The sequence below is a fragment of the Pseudomonas fluorescens genome, from assembly GCF_002837185.1.
GTDB lineage: Bacteria > Pseudomonadota > Gammaproteobacteria > Pseudomonadales > Pseudomonadaceae > Aquipseudomonas > Aquipseudomonas fluorescens_AM.
Window position 1 is genome coordinate 185,191 of record NZ_KZ477990.1, and the last position, 19,852, is coordinate 205,042.

The window sequence follows — 19,852 nt, forward strand, 5'->3', positions numbered from 1 at the left end:
GTATGCCCATCGTTAGAGTAGAAGACCCTGTACACCGGGACGCCGATAACCAGCACGCCATAATCGAGACGATCTACAACTGCTTGAAATCGGTATTCAAGGTCAGTGACGAAGAGCTCCAGGCACGTTATGTGTGCTACGACAAGAACGCCTTTCGTTCTCCAGGAGATCGCCACGAGTTCATCCACATTGAAATCACGCTGTTCAAAGGACGCAAACTCGAAACCAAGCGCCAGCTCTATCAATTAATCAGTAACCGGATCGCTGCGCAGCTCGACATTTCGGCACAGGCAGTGTTGATACTGCTGATCGAGCAAGAGCCCGAGAACTGGGGTATGCGAGGCGGAGTACCGGCGAGCGAGATCGACTTTGGCTATGCAATTTCCATTTGATATCGCTGTGTTTCTTCGTCGATAGCCTATGGCGAATTCAGGCCAGTTCAGCTTTGCGCAATCTGCCGCTTGCCCTGACCTGACATTTGTTTTTACCAAGCCGTTTGCAACCTGCGAACCCCCGACCTCGCGTGTTAACCTTGCGCCCATCGCAAAAAATGCTGGGCCAAGCGCCCCCTTTGCCCCATCACTTTCAACGAACTTGCCTACTACCCAATGAGTAAAAACACCTCCGATCTGTCCTCCCACACCCCGATGATGCAGCAGTACTGGCGCCTGAAAAACCAGCACCCTGATCAGTTGATGTTCTATCGCATGGGCGACTTCTACGAGATCTTCTATGAAGACGCGAAGAAGGCCGCCAAGCTACTGGACATCACCCTGACCGCGCGCGGGCAGTCGGCGGGGCAGTCGATTCCGATGTGTGGGATTCCTTACCATTCATTGGAAGGTTATCTGGTCAAGTTGGTGAAGCTGGGCGAGTCGGTTGTGATCTGTGAGCAGATCGGCGACCCGGCCACCAGTAAGGGGCCGGTGGAACGGCAGGTAGTGCGCATTATTACGCCGGGCACGGTGAGCGATGAGGCGCTGCTGGATGAGCGGCGCGATAACCTGATCGCTGCGGTTCTGGGTGACGAGCGTTTGTTCGGTCTGTCGGTACTGGATATCACCAGCGGCAATTTCAGCGTGCTGGAGATCAAGGGCTGGGAGAACCTGCTGGCGGAACTGGAGCGTATCAATCCGGTGGAGTTGTTGATTCCGGATGATTGGCCCAAGGACTTGCCGGCAGAGAAGCGCCGTGGGACCAAACGTCGTGCGCCGTGGGATTTTGAGCGTGATTCGGCGCTGAAAAGTCTGTGCCAGCAGTTCTCGGTGCAGGACCTTAAAGGCTTCGGTTGCGAAACCCTGACCCTGGCCATCGGCGCTGCCGGCTGCCTGCTCAGCTACGCCAAGGAAACCCAGCGCACGGCCCTGCCGCACTTGCGCAGCCTGCGGCATGAGCGGCTGGACGATACCGTGGTACTGGATGGCGCCAGCCGTCGCAACCTGGAGCTGGATACCAACCTGGCGGGCGGGCGTGATAACACGCTGCAATCGGTGGTCGACCGTTGCCAGACTGCGATGGGCAGCCGCTTGCTGACCCGTTGGCTGAACCGTCCGCTGCGGGATTTGACCGTCCTCCAAGCACGTCAGACCTCTATTACTTGCCTGCTTGACGGCTATCGCTTTGAAAAGCTGCAGCCGCAACTCAAGGAAATCGGCGATATCGAGCGCATCCTCGCGCGGATCGGCCTGCGTAATGCGCGGCCCCGTGACCTGGCGCGTCTGCGTGATGCCTTGAGTGCCCTCCCCCAGTTGCAAGTCGCGATGACCGAACTGGACACGCCGCACCTGCAACAACTGGCTGTCACCGCTGGCACCTATCCGGATCTCGCGGCGCTGCTGGAAAAAGCCATCATCGACAACCCACCAGCGATCATCCGAGATGGCGGTGTGCTGAAAACCGGCTATGACAGCGAGCTGGACGAGCTGCAATCGCTGAGCGAAAACGCCGGACAGTTCCTGATTGACCTGGAGGCCCGCGAAAAAGCCCGCACGGGCCTGGCTAACCTGAAAGTCGGCTACAACCGCGTGCATGGCTACTTTATTGAGCTGCCGAGCAAGCAGGCCGAGTCGGCGCCTATCGACTATCAACGTCGCCAGACCCTCAAAGGCGCCGAGCGTTTTATCACCCCGGAGCTCAAAGCGTTCGAAGACAAGGCGCTGTCGGCCAAGAGTCGCGCCCTGGCGCGGGAAAAAATGCTCTATGAAGCCTTACTCGAAGACCTGATCAGCCGCCTGGCGCCGTTGCAGGACACCGCCGCCGCCCTGGCGGAACTGGATGTGCTGAGTAACCTCGCCGAGCGTGCACTGAACCTGGACCTCAACTGCCCGCGGTTTGTCAGCGAGCCGTGCATGCGCATCGTGCAAGGACGTCACCCGGTGGTGGAGCAGGTGTTGACCACGCCATTCGTTGCCAACGACCTGTCGCTGGACGACGACACCCGCATGCTGGTGATTACCGGCCCGAACATGGGTGGTAAATCCACCTATATGCGTCAGACCGCGCTGATCGTGCTGCTGGCACACATCGGCAGCTTCGTGCCGGCGGCCAGTTGCGAGCTGTCCCTGGTGGACCGGATTTTTACCCGGATCGGTTCCAGTGACGACCTGGCCGGTGGCCGCTCGACGTTTATGGTGGAAATGAGCGAAACCGCGAACATCCTGCATAACGCCACCGACCGCAGCCTGGTGTTGATGGACGAAGTAGGCCGCGGTACCAGCACGTTCGACGGCCTTTCGCTGGCATGGGCGGCGGCCGAGCGTCTGGCGCATTTGCGCGCCTATACGTTGTTTGCCACTCACTACTTCGAACTGACCGTGTTACCGGAAAGCGAGCCGCTGGTAGCCAACGTGCACCTCAATGCCACCGAGCACAACGAGCGCATCGTGTTCCTGCACCACGTGCTGCCGGGCCCGGCCAGCCAGAGCTATGGCTTGGCGGTCGCGCAGTTGGCCGGCGTACCCAATGATGTCATCACCCGCGCCCGCGAACACCTGAGCCGCCTGGAAACCACGGCCCTGCCCCATGAAACCGTGGTCGCCAGCCCTGCCAAGGCCAGCAGGAAAACCGCCGCGCCGCATCAGAGCGACCTGTTCGCCAGCCTGCCCCATCCGGTACTGGATGAGCTGGCCAAGCTTGACCTGGATGACGTGACGCCGCGTAAAGCACTCGAAATGTTATATGCACTGAAGACTCGGATATAACGCACACGCGTGCAAGCTGGTAGACTCTCGCGCGGTTTGGGATGCTGCGGGCTTTTAGCCTGGCCTGCAGACTATCGCTCCCGAACCTCGCGAGCCCTGCCACACAGGGTTTCGCTGCCGCCGCCTGAGGAGAAAATTAGAAATGACCTTCGTCGTCACCGACAACTGCATCAAGTGCAAGTACACCGACTGCGTAGAAGTGTGTCCGGTGGACTGCTTCTACGAAGGCCCGAACTTCCTGGTCATCCACCCGGACGAGTGCATTGACTGCGCCCTGTGTGAACCAGAATGCCCGGCTAACGCCATTTTCTCTGAAGATGAAGTACCTGCGGGTATGGAAAACTTCATTGAGTTGAATGCCGAGCTGGCGGACATCTGGCCGAATATCACGGAAAGAAAAGACGCCCTGCCCGATGCGCAAGAGTGGGATGGCAAACCCGGCAAGATTGCAGATCTCGAACGCTGATAGCAGCGTCGTTGCCAAAAAAAAAGGCCCTTTGCGGGCCTTTTTTGCGTTTTCATGTAGCCGCTTTCACTTTTCTACAGGCGAAAAAAGGGGCGGTATGACCCGCCCACATTTTTTCCCTAGTCCCTTTAATCCTTTTCATCGTCCTGATGAATCGCATCCTGCGACATTCCTTCAAACCACCGTTCCTTGATGGCTGTGCCAATCCGTGGACACAGGGCTGATGTTAGAGCCTCCCAAGATAAGTTCAACGGGATCCAAACGGATGGCGGCCAATCGGCGGGGCTCAAGTGACATTAAATAATTGTTTTATTTCAAACAGTTAGAAATATCGTTCGAAGATTCGAGACGCTCATTCCCGGTAAAAAAACCGAATACCTACATGACGGTAAGCGAATGCTTACACGACTGATTGGGAAAAGAGCGTCACAAGCCTATGCGGTACTGTTCCTACAGCGCGATTCAGTCGTCGCTGACGGTGATCGTCGGCATCGCGGGACGGCTTGCCTCCTGCAGCACTATCCGCGCGCCCACGTGGCGGGCCAGTTCCTGATACACCATGGCAATCTGACCATCGGGCTCGGCAGCCACGGTGGGCTTGCCGCCATCGGCCTGTTCACGGATCGACATCGACAGCGGCAACGAGGCCAGCAGTTCGACGCCGTATTGAGTCGCCAGCTTCTCGCCGCCGCCCTCGCCGAAGAGGTGTTCGGCATGGCCACAGTTGGAACAGATGTGCACCGCCATGTTTTCCACCACGCCCAGCACCGGAATGTTGACCTTGCGGAACATCTCCACGCCTTTCTTCGCGTCCAGCAATGCCAGGTCCTGCGGCGTGGTAACGATCACCGAGCCGGCCACCGGGACTTTCTGCGCCAGGGTCAACTGGATATCGCCGGTACCGGGTGGCATGTCGATCACCAGGTAGTCCAGGTCGCCCCAGGCAGTCTGGGTGACCAATTGCAGCAGCGCGCCGGAAACCATCGGCCCGCGCCAGACCATGGGCGTGTTGTCATCGGTCAGGAACGCCATGGACATCACTTCCACGCCCAGGGACTCGATCGGCACAAACCACTTCTGGTCCTTGACCTTGGGCCGTGTGCCCCCGGCAACGCCGAACATCACACCCTGGCTCGGGCCATAGATATCGGCGTCGAGGATGCCCACGCGGGCACCTTCACGGGCCAGGGCCAGGGCCAGGTTGGCGGCGGTGGTGGATTTACCTACCCCGCCCTTGCCCGACGCCACGGCGATCACGTTCTTGACGTTGGCCAGGCCAGGGATCTGTGCCTGGGCCTTGTGCGACGCGATTACACAGCGGATGTCGACCTTGGCCGAGCGCACGCCGTCGAGGCCTTCGATGGCCATTTGCAGCATCTGCGCCCAGCCGTTTTTGAACAGGCCGGCGGCGTAGCCCAGCTCCAACTGGACCGATACCTGGTCACCCTGTACCTCGATGGCCCGCACACAGCCGGCACTGACCGGGTCCTGGTTCAAATAGGGGTCGGTGTACTGGCGAAGCACGGCTTCCACCGCTGCGCGATTGACGGCGCTCATGGGCTACTCCCGAAAAAGACTGACTGAAACAGGCGGCTATCCTAACCGTTCCAGGCCGCCAGCGGCATGCTTTCGCAGGATGGGAAGATTCTGAAACAGCACCACGGGGTGAAATAAATTTCCCGGCGCTTTATAGTGGCCGACCTCCGTTTCATCAAGTAGCCGAGCCCCATGTCCGAGCCACGCAAGATCCTCGTCACCAGCGCCCTGCCCTATGCCAATGGTTCCATCCATCTTGGCCATATGCTTGAGTACATCCAGACCGATATGTGGGTGCGCTTCCAGAAGCATCGCGGCAATCAATGCATTTATGTCTGCGCGGACGACGCCCACGGTTCGGCCATCATGTTGCGCGCCGAAAAGGAAGGCATCACCCCGGAACAACTGATCGCCAATGTGCAGGCTGAACACAGCGCCGACTTTGCCGAGTTCCTGGTGGAGTTCGACAACTTCCATTCGACCCACTCCGACGAAAATCGTGAGCTTTCGAGCCAGATCTACCTGCGGTTGAAAGACGCAGGGCACATTGCCACGCGTTCGATCACCCAGTATTTCGACCCGGAAAAGAAAATGTTCCTGGCCGATCGCTTCATCAAGGGCACTTGCCCGAAATGCGGCACCGATGACCAGTACGGCGACAACTGTGAGAAATGCGGTGCCACCTATGCCCCCACCGACCTGAAGAACCCCAAGTCGGCCATCTCCGGCGCTACCCCGGTACTCAAGGATTCCCAGCACTTCTTCTTCAAGCTCCCGGATTTCCAGCAGATGCTGCAAACCTGGACCCGCAGCGGCACCTTGCAGGATGCCGTGGCCAACAAGATCGCCGAATGGCTGGATGCCGGCCTGCAACAGTGGGACATTTCCCGCGATGCGCCGTACTTCGGCTTTGAAATTCCAGGCGAACCGGGCAAGTACTTCTATGTCTGGCTGGACGCGCCGATCGGCTACATGGCCAGCTTCAAGAACCTCTGCGACCGCACACCGGAGCTGGACTTCGATGCGTTCTGGGGCAAGGATTCCACTGCCGAGCTGTACCACTTCATCGGCAAGGACATCGTCAACTTCCACGCGCTGTTCTGGCCGGCGATGCTCGAAGGTTCGGGCTACCGCAAGCCGACCGGCATTGCCGTGCACGGCTACCTGACGGTGAACGGGCAGAAGATGTCCAAGTCCCGCGGCACCTTCATCAAGGCGCGCACCTACCTGGATCATCTGTCGCCGGAATATTTGCGTTACTACTATGCGTCCAAGCTGGGCCGTGGCGTCGACGACCTCGACCTGAACCTGGAAGACTTCATTCAGAAGGTCAACTCGGACCTGGTCGGCAAGGTCGTCAATATCGCCAGCCGTTGTGCCGGGTTTATCCACAAGGGCAATGCGGGTGTGCTGGTCGCTGAAAACGCCGCGCCGGAATTGACCGATGCCTTCCTGGCCGCCGCACCAAGCATCGCCGATGCCTATGAAGCTCGTGACTTTGCCCGCGCCATGCGCGAAATCATGGGCCTGGCCGACCGCGCCAACGCCTGGATTGCCGACAAGGCGCCATGGTCGCTGAACAAGCAGGAAGGCAAGGAAGCTGAGGTCCAGGCGATCTGCGCCACCGGCGTCAATCTGTTCCGTCAGTTGGTGATCTTCCTCAAGCCGGTGCTGCCGCTGCTGGCCGCCGATGCAGAGGCGTTCCTCAACGTCGCGCCCCTGACCTGGAACGACCACGCCACGCTGCTCGGCAACCATCAGTTGAACGCGTTCAAGCCGTTGATGACCCGCATCGACCCGGTGAAAGTCCAGGCCATGACCGACGCATCGAAAGAAGACCTGGTCGCCAGCCAGACCGATACCGGCTCGACTGCGCCAGCCGATGACAGCGAGTTGGCCAAAGACCCTATTTCCGAGGAAATCGAGTTCGACGCTTTCGCCGCCGTGGACCTGCGGGTTGCACTGATCGTCAAGGCCGAAGCCGTGGAAGGCGCCGACAAGCTGTTGCGCCTGACCCTGGATCTGGGCGGCGAGCAACGCAATGTGTTCTCCGGCATCAAGAGCGCTTACCCGGACCCGTCCAAGCTCGATGGTCGCCTGACCATGATGATCGCCAACCTCAAGCCACGAAAAATGAAATTCGGTATCTCTGAAGGCATGGTGATGGCGGCCGGTCCTGGCGGTGCAGAAATCTATCTGCTCAGCCCGGACAGCGGCGCCAAGCCGGGACAACGCATCAAGTAACCCCTGCAGGATGCCCCGGCGTTTCGGCGCTGGGGCTTTTCAGCCCGCCCGCATCGGCGGGCCGGGCGTCAACGCAATGATCAAAGCATGAACCTGATTCAACGTATCGACGCGCTGCTCCCGCAGACTCAATGCGGCAAGTGCGGGCACCCGGGGTGCAAGCCTTACGCCGAAGGCATCGCTGACGGCGAGGCGATCAACAAGTGCCCGCCCGGAGGCCAGGAAACCATCGCCGGGCTTGCGCAATTGCTGCGTGTGCCGGTACTGGCCCTGGATACCAGCCGCGGCGACGCGCCACCTCAGATCGCCTACATCCGTGAGGCTGAATGCATCGGTTGCACCAAATGCATCCAGGCTTGCCCGGTCGACGCCATCATTGGTGCCGCGAAGTTGATGCACACGGTCATAATCGACGAATGCACCGGTTGCGACCTGTGTGTCGCGCCCTGCCCTGTCGACTGCATCGAGATGCGCCCACTCGCTGAAGTCCTGCCTGTTGTGGGTGGCCTGGCGCATAGCGATGACGAGCGGCGCGAACGCGGCCTCAAACGCGACCGGGCACGTCGGCGTTTCGAACAGCGCAACGCACGCCTGCAACGTGAGCAAGCCTGCAAACTCGCCGAACGCCTGGCGCGGGCCAAGCGCATTGCGCCCGTGGCAACGGCACAAGTCGATAGCCATCAGGCCGCTCAGGATGCAGCGATCAAGCACGCCAAAATCAGTGTCGCCATGAGCCGTGCTCAACTGCACAAATCCCTGAAGGCGTTTGGGCACCCCCCGACCTTTGAGCAACAGTCGCAATTGATTGTCCTGCAAAGGCAGTTCGACGCTTCGGAGCAGGCGCTTGCCGCGCTGGAAGTCAACCGCCCGCCACCGCTGCCGACCACCAAAAGCGCTGAAGTCAAGCGCGCGAAGATCCAGCTGGCAATGCGCCGGGCAGCATTGAAAAAGGCCCAGGATCAACAGGCTGACGAACAGCAACTGGCAAGCTTGAGTGCCGCGCTGGACGCCGCCGAGCAGACGCTGCATGACGCCGAAGCCACTTGCAACGCCAACGCCTGAACCACAACCGACGCTGCGCTGTGTATTGCTACAATTACGTCGATCGCCTGCAAGGAAACGTCCGTCCCTATGAACGCTGCAAAACGCCTGGAAATTTTCCGCAGGTTTCACGAAGACAATCCGGAACCCAAGACCGAACTGGCCTACTCCTCGCCGTTCGAGTTGTTGATCGCAGTGATCCTGTCGGCCCAATCCACAGACGTCGGCGTCAATAAGGCCACGGCCAAGCTGTTTCCCGTGGCCAATACTCCAGAGGCGATCTATGCCTTGGGTGTGGAGGGGCTATCGGAGTACATCAAGACCATCGGCTTGTACAACAGCAAGGCCAAGAACGTGATCGAGACGTGCCGCCTGCTGATGGAGTTGCACGCCAGCGAAGTACCGCAAACCCGCGAAGCCCTCGAAGCATTACCCGGCGTGGGGCGCAAGACCGCCAACGTTGTACTCAATACGGCGTTCCGGCAACTGACCATGGCGGTGGATACGCACATTTTTCGCGTCAGCAACCGAACCGGCATCGCTCGCGGAAAGAATGTGGTGGAGGTTGAGAAACAGCTGATGAAATTCGTGCCCAAGCCCTATCTGCTCGATTCCCATCACTGGCTGATTCTTCACGGGCGCTATGTTTGCCAGGCGCGCAAGCCTCGGTGCGGCAGCTGTCGGATCGAAGATCTTTGCGAATACAAGGACAAGACATCCGACGATTGAGGGTTGCCGGGTTTTCCCTATGGGTCGATTGAAAAAATCTTTTTTACGCGTTCGCGGATTATCGCTATAAGGAGCGCCAATGGCAGTCTTAGCCTGGAGTGAACCTTATGAGCACTGGGAAAGAACAACTGGTAGTAGATGACGAACCGGTGGAGCTGGAAGACGATGATGCGCCGGCGCCCGTCCCGGAGGTGGCCAAGACCAATTTGAGCAAACGCCTGATTATCGACAATCTTCTGGAAGAGCGACGCCTGCAAAAACAATTGGCCGATTACGACTTCGACCTCTGACCCTCCGGCAGCCAGCCGGAAGCCTCCCTGACGGAGGCTTTTTTGTGCCGAATTTTACAACGGGGTCAGAATGGTGGAGCGCCCCTCCTCACACCAGACCATTGCGTTGGGCCAGCTCTATCAGGTCGACGAGTGACCGGGCATTGAGCTTCAATAGCAGGCGCGTCTTATAGGTGCTGACGGTCTTGTTGCTGAGGAACATACCGTCGGCAATCTCCTTGTTGGTTTTGCCACGGGCCAGCTGTTGCAGCACCATCATTTCCCGTCCCGATAGACGTTCGACCATGTCTGCCTCACTGGCGTTGCCCATGGTGGACCGTACCGAGTTGAGCGCCTGGTTCGGGAAGTAGCTGTAGCCGGAAAGTACCGCCTTGATGGCGCTCAACAACTCGGTCAGGTCCTGCTGCTTGCACACGTAGCCGGCGGCACCGGCTTGCATGCAACGCATGGAGAAATGACCAGGCGCCTGGGACGTCAGCACCAGCACCTTGAACGATATGGCTTGCTTGGTCGAGGCCAGCCGGCAAATAACTTCAAGGCCATCGAGTTTGGGGATTCCAATATCCAATATGACAATGTCCGGCATATGTTCCCGCGCAAGTTGCAGCGCATCGACACCGTTATCAGTCTCGGCAACAACCTCATAACCATGACGCTCCATTAGCATGCGCACAGCAAGCCGAATGACGGGATGATCATCCACGATCAGCACTTTATTCATGAGAAAGTCCAATTTCGCTGTTCGAATTATTTAGAGAAAGCACAATAGCCTAGTCGCCTGCTAGTTGGCATAGCATGCCCCCCCGAGCAACAGCAGGCAGAGACCCACCCCACAACAAGAAAGGAATTGACCTACAAAAATTCGCAAGCTTTAGTGTATTGGGCTTTATGGAGCCCTTCAGACCTTTCCCTGCTCGTACATATTTTGCGTGAAATATCCCCATCCCCAGGCCTACGCAGTAAACGTGGCGCACAGGGCTCTCAGGAAATACTCCTTGTTTACCATTGCGGCTTATACAAAGGGCTGAAAAAAGCCGATCAACTTCAGTTCCATTTAACATATTTATATACACCCAATTTTCCTACAGAAAATTCCACAAATTACACATCCTTTGCGCCTACATGAGTGAAATTTCTGTAAGACATGGTTCCTGCTTAGATGTAAAAAACCTTTCCTCAGTAAAATAGATGTCCGAAATCGAAAACACTCAAAAAGACCTTAAGGAAAACACTTAAACACACAGCCGACATTTTTAAACGTCGCCCCTCCCGCTGATTAATGCCTGTATTGGAATATTCAATGCCTAGTCCTGAAATAGGTTTACACCCTGTTTACATGATCGTTTCCACGCTCTGCGTGGGAATGACACCCGGGACGCTCCGCGTCCTGCTTTCAGCGAAAGATCCGGCGCTTGCGCAAGGGCGACGCGGAACGTCTCGGGATGCTTTCCCACGAGGAGCGAAGGAGCGATCAATGGGTAAATTCAGGGCAAAAAAAAGCCCCTTGTAAAAGGGGCTTTCTCACAACAGCAAACCACTCAGAACAATTTGCGTCCCTTGTTGGCCGCGATGCGCATGCGCAAGGCGTTCAACTTGATGAAGCCCGCTGCATCCGCCTGATTGTAGGCACCGCCATCTTCCTCGAAGGTCGCGATGTTGGCGTCAAACAGTGACTCATCGGACTTGCGACCGGTCACGATCACATTGCCCTTGTACAGCTTCAGGCGCACCACACCGTTCACGTGGGCCTGGGAGGCGTCGATCATCTGTTGCAGCATCAGCCGCTCAGGGCTCCACCAGTAACCGGTATAGATCAGGCTGGCGTACTTGGGCATCAGCTCATCTTTAAGGTGGGCCACTTCACGGTCCAGGGTAATGGACTCGATGGCGCGGTGAGCACGCAACATGATGGTGCCGCCTGGTGTTTCATAGCAGCCGCGGGACTTCATGCCCACGTAGCGGTTCTCGACGATGTCGAGACGACCGATGCCGTGTTCGCCGCCGATACGGTTCAGGGTCGCCAGCACGGTGGCGGGTGTCATCTCGACACCATCCAGCGCGACGATGTCACCGTTGCGGTAGGTCAATTCCAGATACTGCGGCTTGTCTGGAGCATTCTCCGGGGAGACGGTCCATTTCCACATGTCTTCTTCGTGTTCGGTCCAGGTGTCTTCCAGCACGCCGCCTTCATAGGAGATGTGCAGCAAGTTGGCATCCATCGAATACGGGGATTTCTTCTTGCCGTGACGCTCGATCGGGATCGCATGCTTTTCAGCGTAATCCATCAGCTTTTCACGGGACAGCAGGTCCCATTCACGCCAAGGCGCAATCACTTTCACGCCGGGCTTGAGGGCGTAGGCGCCCAGTTCGAAACGCACCTGGTCGTTGCCCTTGCCGGTGGCGCCATGGGAAATGGCGTCAGCGCCGGTTTCGTTGGCGATTTCGATCAGGCGCTTGGCGATCAGCGGACGTGCAATGGAGGTACCGAGCAGGTACTCGCCTTCATAGACGGTATTGGCGCGAAACATCGGATAAACGAAATCGCGGACGAACTCTTCGCGCAGGTCGTCAATGTAGATCTCTTTCACGCCCATGGCTTGCGCCTTGGCACGTGCAGGTTCGACCTCTTCGCCCTGACCCAGGTCAGCGGTGAATGTCACCACTTCACAGTTATAAGTATCCTGCAGCCACTTGAGGATCACCGAAGTGTCCAGGCCGCCGGAATACGCGAGAACGACCTTGTTTACGTCGGCCATGCCATCACTCCACGGGGTTGTACGGAAAGGCAACGATTCTACCGATCAAAACCGCGAATTTACAGGGGCGCGACAGCAAATGAAGATAAAGCGACAGATTATGTCGAACGGGCGACCGATAATCGCACCTTACGAGGTCGCTGCAGGGTTGCTCGGCGCTACGGCCTGGGGTGCCGGTTTCTCGGGCGCCGCCACGCGCTCGAGTTGCACGTTGACCCGACGGTTGCGCGCTCGGTTGGCGGCATTGGTGTTGGGCGCCAAGGGGTAGCTTTCACCGTGGAAACGCAGAGTGATCTGGGATTCCGGGATGCCGTTGGCCTTGAAGTAGTCCATTACCGCCAAGGCACGGCGTCGTGACACATCACGGTTGGTCAGGCGGTTGCCGCTGTTATCCGAATGGCCGTTCAACTCGATATGGTTGACGGTGGGGTCGGCTTTCATGAACGCGACAATCACTGACAGTTTCTTCCTGGCCGCTGCATCCAATTCGATGCCGCCACCGGGGAAACCGACTTCCGTCTGTTTGACCTGGTCGTAGTTCATCGGCAGCAGCTTGGTAGTACACAGCTGATAGTCGTTGTAGGCCTTGGCGAATTTCACCGGCAGCAGGCGAATTTCCGAGTAACCGCCTTCGCGTCCGTAATGCCGCACGGTCGGGCTGCGGCCTTCGAGCAAACCGCTGAAAAGACGCCCGGCCTGGGCCTGGGAACTGTTAAACAGCACATCACCGCTGCCGACGCGTACCGCACCGAGGTTGATGTCGCCGCGGCCCGGTTGCCAGGGCGCGGCGGCGGCCAGCAACGTGGCGGAGCCGGCACCGAGCGATCCGCTATAGGCTTTCAGGCGAAAGGTCGCCTGCTCGCCCGCCCGGCGCACGAACTCGCCCGAGCCGAAATCGGTGATCGGCTGGGTCAGGCGGCACTCGAACTGATCGCCCTCCACTTTCCACTCAATATTCTCCAGACGTGTCTGGAACGTGAGAGCCATCGCGGGCAGGCTGGCGAACACACTGAGCAGGGCTAGATAATGCTGGCGCACGGGAGGCTCCACTGGTTTCTACAACACTTCAAAGCGTCATACATCGTTAAGGCATACCCAGTGCTATCGGTTGCATCCTGCAAAACTTGATAGCGAGTGCCTGCACGAGTCTTTTCCGGTAGCATTCCCACCAGATTGACCCGCCTGGAATCCCCAATGTCCGACCGCCTGACCCTGCTGCGTCCCGACGACTGGCATATACATCTTCGCGATGGTGCTGCGTTACCCCACACCGTGGCCGATGTCGCGCGCACCTTTGGCCGCGCCATCATCATGCCTAACCTGGTACCTCCGGTGCGTAACGCCGAGCAAGCCGATGCCTATCGCCAGCGGATCCTCGCTGCACGACCGGCCGGCAGCCGCTTCGAACCGCTGATGGTGCTCTACCTCACCGACCGCACTCAGCCTTCGGAAATTCGCCAGGCCAAGGCCAGCGGCTTCGTGCACGCCGCCAAGCTGTACCCGGCCGGCGCGACCACCAACTCCGACTCCGGCGTGACCAGCATCGACAAGATCCTGCCGGCCATCGAAGCCATGGCCGACGTGGGCATGCCGCTGTTGATCCACGGTGAGGTCACCCGTGGCGATGTCGACGTATTCGATCGCGAAAAGATCTTCATCGACGAACATATGCGCCGCGTGGTCGAGCTGTTCCCGACCCTCAAGGTGGTGTTCGAACACATCACCACCGCCGACGCCGTGCAGTTCGTCACCGAGGCTTCGGCCAACGTCGGCGCGACCATCACGGCACACCACCTGTTGTACAACCGCAACCACATGTTGGTGGGCGGGATTCGGCCGCACTTCTATTGCCTGCCGATCCTCAAGCGCAACACCCACCAGGTGGCCTTGCTGGACGCCGCGACCAGCGGCAGCCCGAAGTTCTTCCTCGGCACCGATTCCGCGCCCCACGCCCAGCACGCCAAGGAAGCCGCCTGCGGTTGCGCGGGTTGCTACACCGCGTTTGCCGCCATCGAGCTGTACGCTGAAGCGTTCGAACAACGCAATGCCCTGGACAAGCTTGAGGGTTTCGCCAGTCTCAACGGCCCGCGTTTCTATGGCCTGCCGGCCAATACCGACCGCATCACCCTGGTTCGTGAAGACTGGACCGCCCCCGCCAGCCTGCCCTTTGGCGAGTTGACCGTTATCCCGCTGCGCGCCGGTGAAACACTGCGCTGGCGCCTGCTGGAGGAAAGCAAGTGAGTGAAGACCATTACGATGATGAACAGGAACACAGCGGTGGCGGCGGTTCGCGTCACCCGATGGCCGAGCGTTTCCGCGGCTACCTGCCTGTCGTTATCGACGTAGAAACCGGCGGCTTCAATTGCGCCACCGACGCGTTGCTGGAAATTGCCGCGACAACCATCGGCATGGACGAGCAGGGGTTCGTGTACCCGGACCACACCCACTTCTTTCGCGTCGAGCCGTTTGAAGGTGCCAACATCGAAGCGGCTGCCCTGGAGTTCACCGGCATCAAGCTCGATCACCCGCTGCGCATGGCCGTGAGTGAAGAAGCCGCGCTGACCGACATCTTCCGTGGCGTGCGCAAGGCGCTGAAGGCCAATGGCTGCAAGCGTGCGATCCTGGTTGGGCACAACAGCAGTTTCGACCTGGGCTTCCTCAACGCCGCCGTGGCGCGGCTGGACATGAAACGCAACCCGTTTCATCCGTTCTCCAGTTTCGACACCGCCACGCTCGCCGGCCTGGCCTATGGTCAGACCGTGCTGGCGAAAGCCTGCCAGGCAGCCGGTATCGACTTCGACGGCCGCGAAGCTCATTCGGCCCGCTACGACACCGAGAAGACCGCCGAGCTGTTCTGCGGCATCGTCAATCGATGGAAACAGATGGGCGGCTGGGAAGACTTCGGCGACTGAGACTCCCTGCCCATAAAAAAACCGGCCTTCTCAGGCCGGTTTTTTTCTACCTTGAATCCGGCTTACAGCTTGCCGGCGTTCTCGGTCAGGTAAGCCGCCACACCTTCGGTGGAAGCGGTCATGCCTTTGTCGCCTTTCTTCCAGTTGGCAGGGCAGACTTCGCCGTGCTCTTCGTGGAATTGCAGCGCGTCGACCAGGCGAATCAGCTCTTCCATGTTACGGCCCAGCGGCAGGTCGTTGATGATCTGGGAGCGCACAACGCCCTTGTCGTCGATCAGGAACGCGCCACGGAAAGCCACACCGCCTTCGGACTCGACGTCGTAGGCCTTGGCGATATCGTGCTTCATATCGGCAGCCATGGTGTATTTGACTTTACCGATGCCGCCATCGTTGATGGCCGTGTTGCGCCAGGCATTGTGGGTGAAGTGGGAGTCGATGGAAACGGCGACCACTTCAACGTTGCGTGCCTTGAAATCGTCCATGCGGTGATCCAGAGCGATCAGCTCGGATGGGCAGACGAAGGTGAAGTCCAGCGGGTAGAAGAACACCAGGCCGTATTTGCCTTTGATGGCTTCAGACAGTTTGAAGCTGTCTACGATTTCGCCATTGCCGAGGACGGCAGGTACGTCGAAATCCGGGGCTTGTTTGCCGACGAGTACGCTCATTGGATATCTCCTGATGAAGGGGTGACGATTGAAGTAACAGGACCAGCGTCGAGTCTGCCATGCATTGGCGACAGACCTGTGACGCGGTCACGCTTCGTAAAGACCGACCATCATACACCGAAAAAACCGTTCGTCAGCGCGCAGGCAATACCCAAGGGACGGCTGACGAAACTACTTTGACAATCATTCTCGTTAACATTAAGATCCATCCCACTTAAGCCCTAACCCGCGACGGTTCTCCTTATGTATGTGTGCCTCTGTACTGGCGTCACCGACGGACAAATCCGCGAAGCAATCTATGAAGGTTGCTGCAGCTACAAGGAAGTGCGTGAAACCACCGGTGTTGCCAGCCAGTGCGGTAAATGCGCATGCCTCGCCAAACAAGTGGTACGGGAAACCCTCACGCAGTTGCAGACAGCCCAGGCTGCGGCGCCGTATTCAGCAGAATTTACACACGCTTAAATAGGCGTGTTTTAGAGAGCCGGACCCTGTGTCCGGTTTTTTTATGTCTGCAATTCAATTAGTTAGCGCCAAGACGCGGAACACAAACATTCTTATTCCGATTAATTTTCATTTATTATTCAATAACTTAGGTTTGACACCAGGATTGTCGCCGCTCAAACTCTGCCCATACACAGCGATTACAGGGCAGGACCCCAGTCATGAAAGGCGACATCTCAGTCATCCAGCAACTCAACAAAATCCTTGCCAATGAACTGGTCGCGATCAATCAGTACTTTCTGCATGCACGCATGTACGACGATTGGGGCCTGGAAAAGCTGGGCAAGCGCGAATACAAAGAATCGATCAAAGCCATGAAGGACGCCGATGCGCTGATCAAACGCATCCTGTTCCTGGAAGGCCTGCCGAATGTGCAGGACCTGGGCAAGCTGAATATCGGCGAACACACCCATGAAATGATCAGCAGCGACCTGGGCTTTGAACGCAAAAGCCACAGCGACCTCAAGGCCGCCATCGCGCACTGCGAAGCCACCGGCGACTATGGCAGCCGCGAATTGCTGGAAGATATCCTGGAAGACCAGGAAGAGCACATCGACTGGCTCGAAACCCAACTGGGCCTGATCGACAAAGTCAGCCTGGAAAACTACCTGCAATCGCAGATGGGCGAATAACCCCAAGCGTTCGGGTACAAAAAAGCCCCGCTCTCCAGTGAGAAGCGGGGCTTTTTATTGCGTGGCTTTTTTACAAGGGCATCACGCTTCAGTCTTGGCTGCCGCTTTTTGCGCCGCGTCTTTGATCAGCGCTTGCAACGAGCCATCAGCTGCCATTTCAGTGATGATGTCGCTGCCGCCGACCAGTTCACCGGCTACCCACAGCTGCGGGAACGTCGGCCAGTTGGCGTACTTTGGCAGGTTCGCGCGGATTTCAGGGTTTTGCAGGATATCCACGTAGGCAAACTTCTCGCCACACTGCATCACAGCCTGGGAAGCCTTCGCGGAGAAACCGCACTGGGGAGCGTTTGGCGCGCCTTTCATGTAAAGCAGAATGGTGTTGTTGGCAATCTGCTCTTTGATCGTTTCGATGATATCCATGGAACACCTCTGCAGGAACTTTGCGACTCACGGGTCGGCACGGTGGCGCATTGTAACGCAAAAAACCTGCAGGATGCTCGGGCGCGCCGACAGCCAACCTCAAGCTGCCGAAACGTTCACCGGTACGCCGTTGAGCGCCGCATTGCCCGACAGCTCGTCCAATTGCCGTTCGTCGGTCAAGTCGTTGGCACTCGCCCCGGGCTGGCTGCTGGCGATGCTCATCTGCACCCCCGGGCGCCCGTGCCCCCAGCCGTGGGGCAGGCTGACCACGCCAGGCATCATGTCCGTGCTGGCCACCACTTCGATTTCGACCATGCCGATGCGCGAACTGACCCGTACCCGCTGACCGTCGCTCAATTGCCGACTGGCCAGGTCGTCGGGGTGCATCAGCAGTTGATGGCGCGGCTTGCCCTTCACCAGGCGGTGATAGTTATGCATCCAGGAATTATTACTGCGCACATGACGACGGCCAACCAGCAGCAGTTCGTCAGCCACCGGCGCCGGTTGCGCGGCAAAACGCGCCAGGTCAGCCAGGATCACCGCCGGCGCCGCCTGCACCTTGCCGTCGGCGGTCTTCAGCCGCTCGGCCAGGTTTGGCTTGAGCGGCCCCAGGTCCACGCCATGGGGATGATCGGCCAGCATCGCCACTGACAGCTGGTGCGCAGAGGCATCCCCGTAAGTCCCGGCGCGCAATCCAAAGTCGATCATCTGCGCGGGCGGCATCGTCGGCTTGAGCACCACACCGGTATGTGCCGCAAACGCCTTGGCCAGGCCGACGAAGATTTCCCAGTCGTGCAGCGCACCTTCAGGTTTGGGCAGGATCGCGCGGTTGAAGCGTGTGACATTGCGCACCGCGAACATATTGAAGGTGGTGTCGTAGTGATCATTCTCCAATGCCGATGTGGACGGCAGGATCAGGTCGGCATAGCGCGTGGTCTCGTTGATGTAGAGGTCGACACTGACCATGAACTCCAACCCCTCCAGCGCCTGCTCCAGCTGACGGCCGTTGGGCGTCGACAATACCGGGTTGCCGGCCACCGTCACCAGGGCGCGGATTTGCCCTTCACCCTCGGTGAGCATCTCCTCGGCCAACGCAGACACCGGCAGCTCGCCGCCGTATTCAGGCCGTCCGGACACGCGGCTTTGCCAGCGGTTGAAATGCCCGCCTCCGGTCGACGCCACCAGGTCCACCGCCGGCGTGGTGCACAAGGCGCCGCCCACGCGGTCCAGATTGCCGGTGACCAGATTGATCAACTGCACCAGCCAATGACACAGCGTACCGAATGCCTGGGTCGAGACGCCCATGCGCCCATAACACACAGCCTTGTCCGCTGCAGCGAAGTCACGCGCCAACTGGCGGATCTGCTCGGCAGGCACCGCGCACTGACGGCTCATGGCCTCGGCGGTGAACCCGGCGATCGCCTGGCGCACGCTTTCAAGCCCCTCGACCGGCAAATGGCTGTCGCGGGTCAACCCTTCTGCAAACAGTGTGTTGAGCAGCCCGAACAACAAGGCCGCGTCGCCGCCGGGACGTACGAACAGATGCTGATCGGCAATCGCCGCCGTCTCACTGCGTCGCGGGTCAACTACCACCACTTTGCCGCCCCGGGCCTGAATCGCCTTGAGGCGTTTCTCGACATCGGGCACGGTCATGATGCTGCCATTGGAGGCGAGCGGGTTACCGCCCAGGATCAACATGAAGTCGGTGTGGTCGATGTCCGGAATGGGCAGCAACAGGCCATGGCCGTACATCAGGTGACTCGAGAGGTGATGGGGCAGTTGGTCCACCGACGTTGCGGAGTATCGGTTACGGGTCTTGAGCAGGCCAAGAAAGTAATTGCTGTGGGTCATCAGCCCGTAGTTATGCACGCTGGGGTTGCCTTGATACACCGCCACCGCATTCTGCCCATGCCTGGCCTGGATGCCCGCAAGGCGTTCGGCTACCAGCGCAAACGCGTCTTCCCACGGGATCGGTTGCCACTCGCTGCCCACGCGCAACATGGGCTGGTGCAGGCGGTCCGGATCATTCTGGATATCCTGCAACGCCACGGCTTTAGGACAGATGTGCCCGCGACTGAACGTGTCCAGCGGGTCGCCTTTGATTGAGGTGATCGCCAGGCCGCCGTCGTCGCCTCGGGTGGTTTCCAGCGTCAGGCCGCAAATGGCTTCGCACAGGTGGCAGGCACGGTGGTGGAGAGTCTTGGTCATGGCCAGTCTCTTTTATAAGGGCTTTGTTCAACTATGGGCCGCGCCCACGCGGTGCGCCAGCAACGTTCGCGCGGTGAATCGGCGGCTATAGGCCAGGACATGGCTAAACGTTAGTAAATGTTTCAGAAACCCTCCTACAGGCGCTGTAATCCGATACACCGGGCCCGCGGGCGCCTCTGCGCATTGCCAAACGTCTCGGGGCCAGTGTACAAATGGGCCGCTGCTGTCAGGAAACCGTCTTCAAACGCGCTT

The 19,852-nt window shown here is 58.8% G+C and carries 18 protein-coding genes; 11 read left to right on the top strand and 7 right to left on the bottom strand.

The window, feature by feature from the left end; translation table 11 throughout:
* Positions 1–2 precede the first annotated feature (2 nt).
* The 3 genes from CIB54_RS08150 (at position 3) to fdxA (ending at position 3,666) form a co-directional block, all read left to right on the top strand.
* Positions 3–392 carry a tautomerase family protein gene (locus tag CIB54_RS08150; protein ID WP_101219427.1) on the top strand — a complete coding sequence of 130 codons (390 nt, stop codon included), beginning with the start codon at positions 3–5 and terminating at the stop codon, positions 390–392.
* A gap of 216 nt (positions 393–608) precedes the next feature.
* The gene (gene mutS, locus CIB54_RS08155; protein WP_065951823.1) at positions 609–3,200 is read left to right on the top strand and encodes a DNA mismatch repair protein MutS; all 2,592 of its coding nucleotides are present in this window, start codon (positions 609–611) and stop codon (positions 3,198–3,200) included.
* Between the two features lie 142 nt (positions 3,201–3,342).
* Positions 3,343–3,666 carry a ferredoxin FdxA gene (fdxA, locus tag CIB54_RS08160; protein WP_065951822.1) on the top strand — a complete coding sequence of 108 codons (324 nt, stop codon included), beginning with the start codon at positions 3,343–3,345 and terminating at the stop codon, positions 3,664–3,666.
* A 462-nt stretch (positions 3,667–4,128) separates the two neighbouring features.
* Here fdxA and apbC read toward each other — a convergent pair whose 3' ends face one another.
* Positions 4,129–5,223 (bottom strand): iron-sulfur cluster carrier protein ApbC, encoded by a 1,095-nt coding sequence (apbC, locus tag CIB54_RS08165; protein WP_101219429.1) that lies wholly within the window; start codon positions 5,221–5,223, stop codon positions 4,129–4,131.
* Between the two features lie 171 nt (positions 5,224–5,394).
* Here apbC and metG point away from each other — a divergent pair, with 171 nt between their 5' ends.
* The 4 genes from metG (at position 5,395) to CIB54_RS08185 (ending at position 9,506) form a co-directional block, all read left to right on the top strand.
* Positions 5,395–7,446, top strand: coding sequence for a methionine--tRNA ligase (gene metG, locus CIB54_RS08170; RefSeq protein ID WP_101219431.1), 2,052 nt, complete (start codon positions 5,395–5,397; stop codon positions 7,444–7,446).
* 87 nt (positions 7,447–7,533) lie between these two features.
* Positions 7,534–8,508 carry an electron transport complex subunit RsxB gene (gene rsxB, locus CIB54_RS08175; RefSeq protein ID WP_101219433.1) on the top strand — a complete coding sequence of 325 codons (975 nt, stop codon included), beginning with the start codon at positions 7,534–7,536 and terminating at the stop codon, positions 8,506–8,508.
* A 69-nt stretch (positions 8,509–8,577) separates the two neighbouring features.
* Positions 8,578–9,216 (top strand): endonuclease III, encoded by a 639-nt coding sequence (nth, locus tag CIB54_RS08180; RefSeq protein WP_101219435.1) that lies wholly within the window; start codon positions 8,578–8,580, stop codon positions 9,214–9,216.
* Positions 9,217–9,323: 107 nt separating this feature from the next.
* Positions 9,324–9,506, top strand: a complete 183-nt coding sequence (locus CIB54_RS08185) for a PA3496 family putative envelope integrity protein (protein WP_065951817.1) — start codon at positions 9,324–9,326, stop codon at positions 9,504–9,506.
* 88 nt (positions 9,507–9,594) lie between these two features.
* Here CIB54_RS08185 and CIB54_RS08190 read toward each other — a convergent pair whose 3' ends face one another.
* The 3 genes from CIB54_RS08190 to CIB54_RS08200 all read right to left on the bottom strand — a co-directional run bounded on the left by CIB54_RS08190 (position 9,595) and on the right by CIB54_RS08200 (position 13,300).
* Positions 9,595–10,227 carry a response regulator transcription factor gene (locus tag CIB54_RS08190; protein WP_101219437.1) on the bottom strand — a complete coding sequence of 211 codons (633 nt, stop codon included), beginning with the start codon at positions 10,225–10,227 and terminating at the stop codon, positions 9,595–9,597.
* 817 nt (positions 10,228–11,044) lie between these two features.
* Entirely contained in the window at positions 11,045–12,262 is a 1,218-nt protein-coding gene (locus CIB54_RS08195) for an argininosuccinate synthase (protein WP_065886002.1), read from the bottom strand.
* A gap of 129 nt (positions 12,263–12,391) precedes the next feature.
* Positions 12,392–13,300, bottom strand: coding sequence for a flagellar protein MotY (locus tag CIB54_RS08200; protein WP_065951816.1), 909 nt, complete (start codon positions 13,298–13,300; stop codon positions 12,392–12,394).
* A gap of 156 nt (positions 13,301–13,456) precedes the next feature.
* Here CIB54_RS08200 and pyrC point away from each other — a divergent pair, with 156 nt between their 5' ends.
* Together pyrC and rnt are read left to right on the top strand one after the other, a co-directional pair.
* On the top strand, positions 13,457–14,503 hold the full coding sequence (gene pyrC / locus CIB54_RS08205; protein WP_101219439.1) for a dihydroorotase: 1,047 nt from the start codon (positions 13,457–13,459) through the stop codon (positions 14,501–14,503).
* Positions 14,500–15,174: a ribonuclease T gene (gene rnt / locus CIB54_RS08210; protein ID WP_065951814.1), complete on the top strand. Its 675-nt coding sequence runs from the start codon at positions 14,500–14,502 to the stop codon at positions 15,172–15,174. The genes pyrC and rnt overlap by 4 nt, the downstream gene beginning before the upstream one ends.
* A 62-nt stretch (positions 15,175–15,236) precedes the next feature.
* On the opposite strand, the gene CIB54_RS08215 is transcribed toward rnt, so the two are convergent.
* On the bottom strand, positions 15,237–15,839 hold the full coding sequence (locus CIB54_RS08215) for a peroxiredoxin (protein ID WP_057724790.1): 603 nt from the start codon (positions 15,837–15,839) through the stop codon (positions 15,237–15,239).
* A 243-nt stretch (positions 15,840–16,082) separates the two neighbouring features.
* Here CIB54_RS08215 and CIB54_RS08220 point away from each other — a divergent pair, with 243 nt between their 5' ends.
* Both CIB54_RS08220 and bfr read left to right on the top strand, forming a co-directional pair.
* Entirely contained in the window at positions 16,083–16,301 is a 219-nt protein-coding gene (locus CIB54_RS08220; RefSeq protein ID WP_083216687.1) for a bacterioferritin-associated ferredoxin, read from the top strand.
* A 200-nt stretch (positions 16,302–16,501) separates the two neighbouring features.
* Positions 16,502–16,972, top strand: coding sequence for a bacterioferritin (gene bfr / locus CIB54_RS08225; RefSeq protein ID WP_101219441.1), 471 nt, complete (start codon positions 16,502–16,504; stop codon positions 16,970–16,972).
* A gap of 81 nt (positions 16,973–17,053) precedes the next feature.
* On the opposite strand, the gene grxD is transcribed toward bfr, so the two are convergent.
* On the bottom strand, positions 17,054–17,392 hold the full coding sequence (gene grxD / locus CIB54_RS08230) for a Grx4 family monothiol glutaredoxin (RefSeq protein ID WP_065951812.1): 339 nt from the start codon (positions 17,390–17,392) through the stop codon (positions 17,054–17,056).
* 99 nt (positions 17,393–17,491) lie between these two features.
* Positions 17,492–19,600: a molybdopterin oxidoreductase family protein gene (locus CIB54_RS08235; protein WP_101219443.1), complete on the bottom strand. Its 2,109-nt coding sequence runs from the start codon at positions 19,598–19,600 to the stop codon at positions 17,492–17,494.
* Positions 19,601–19,852: the final 252 nt, after the last annotated feature.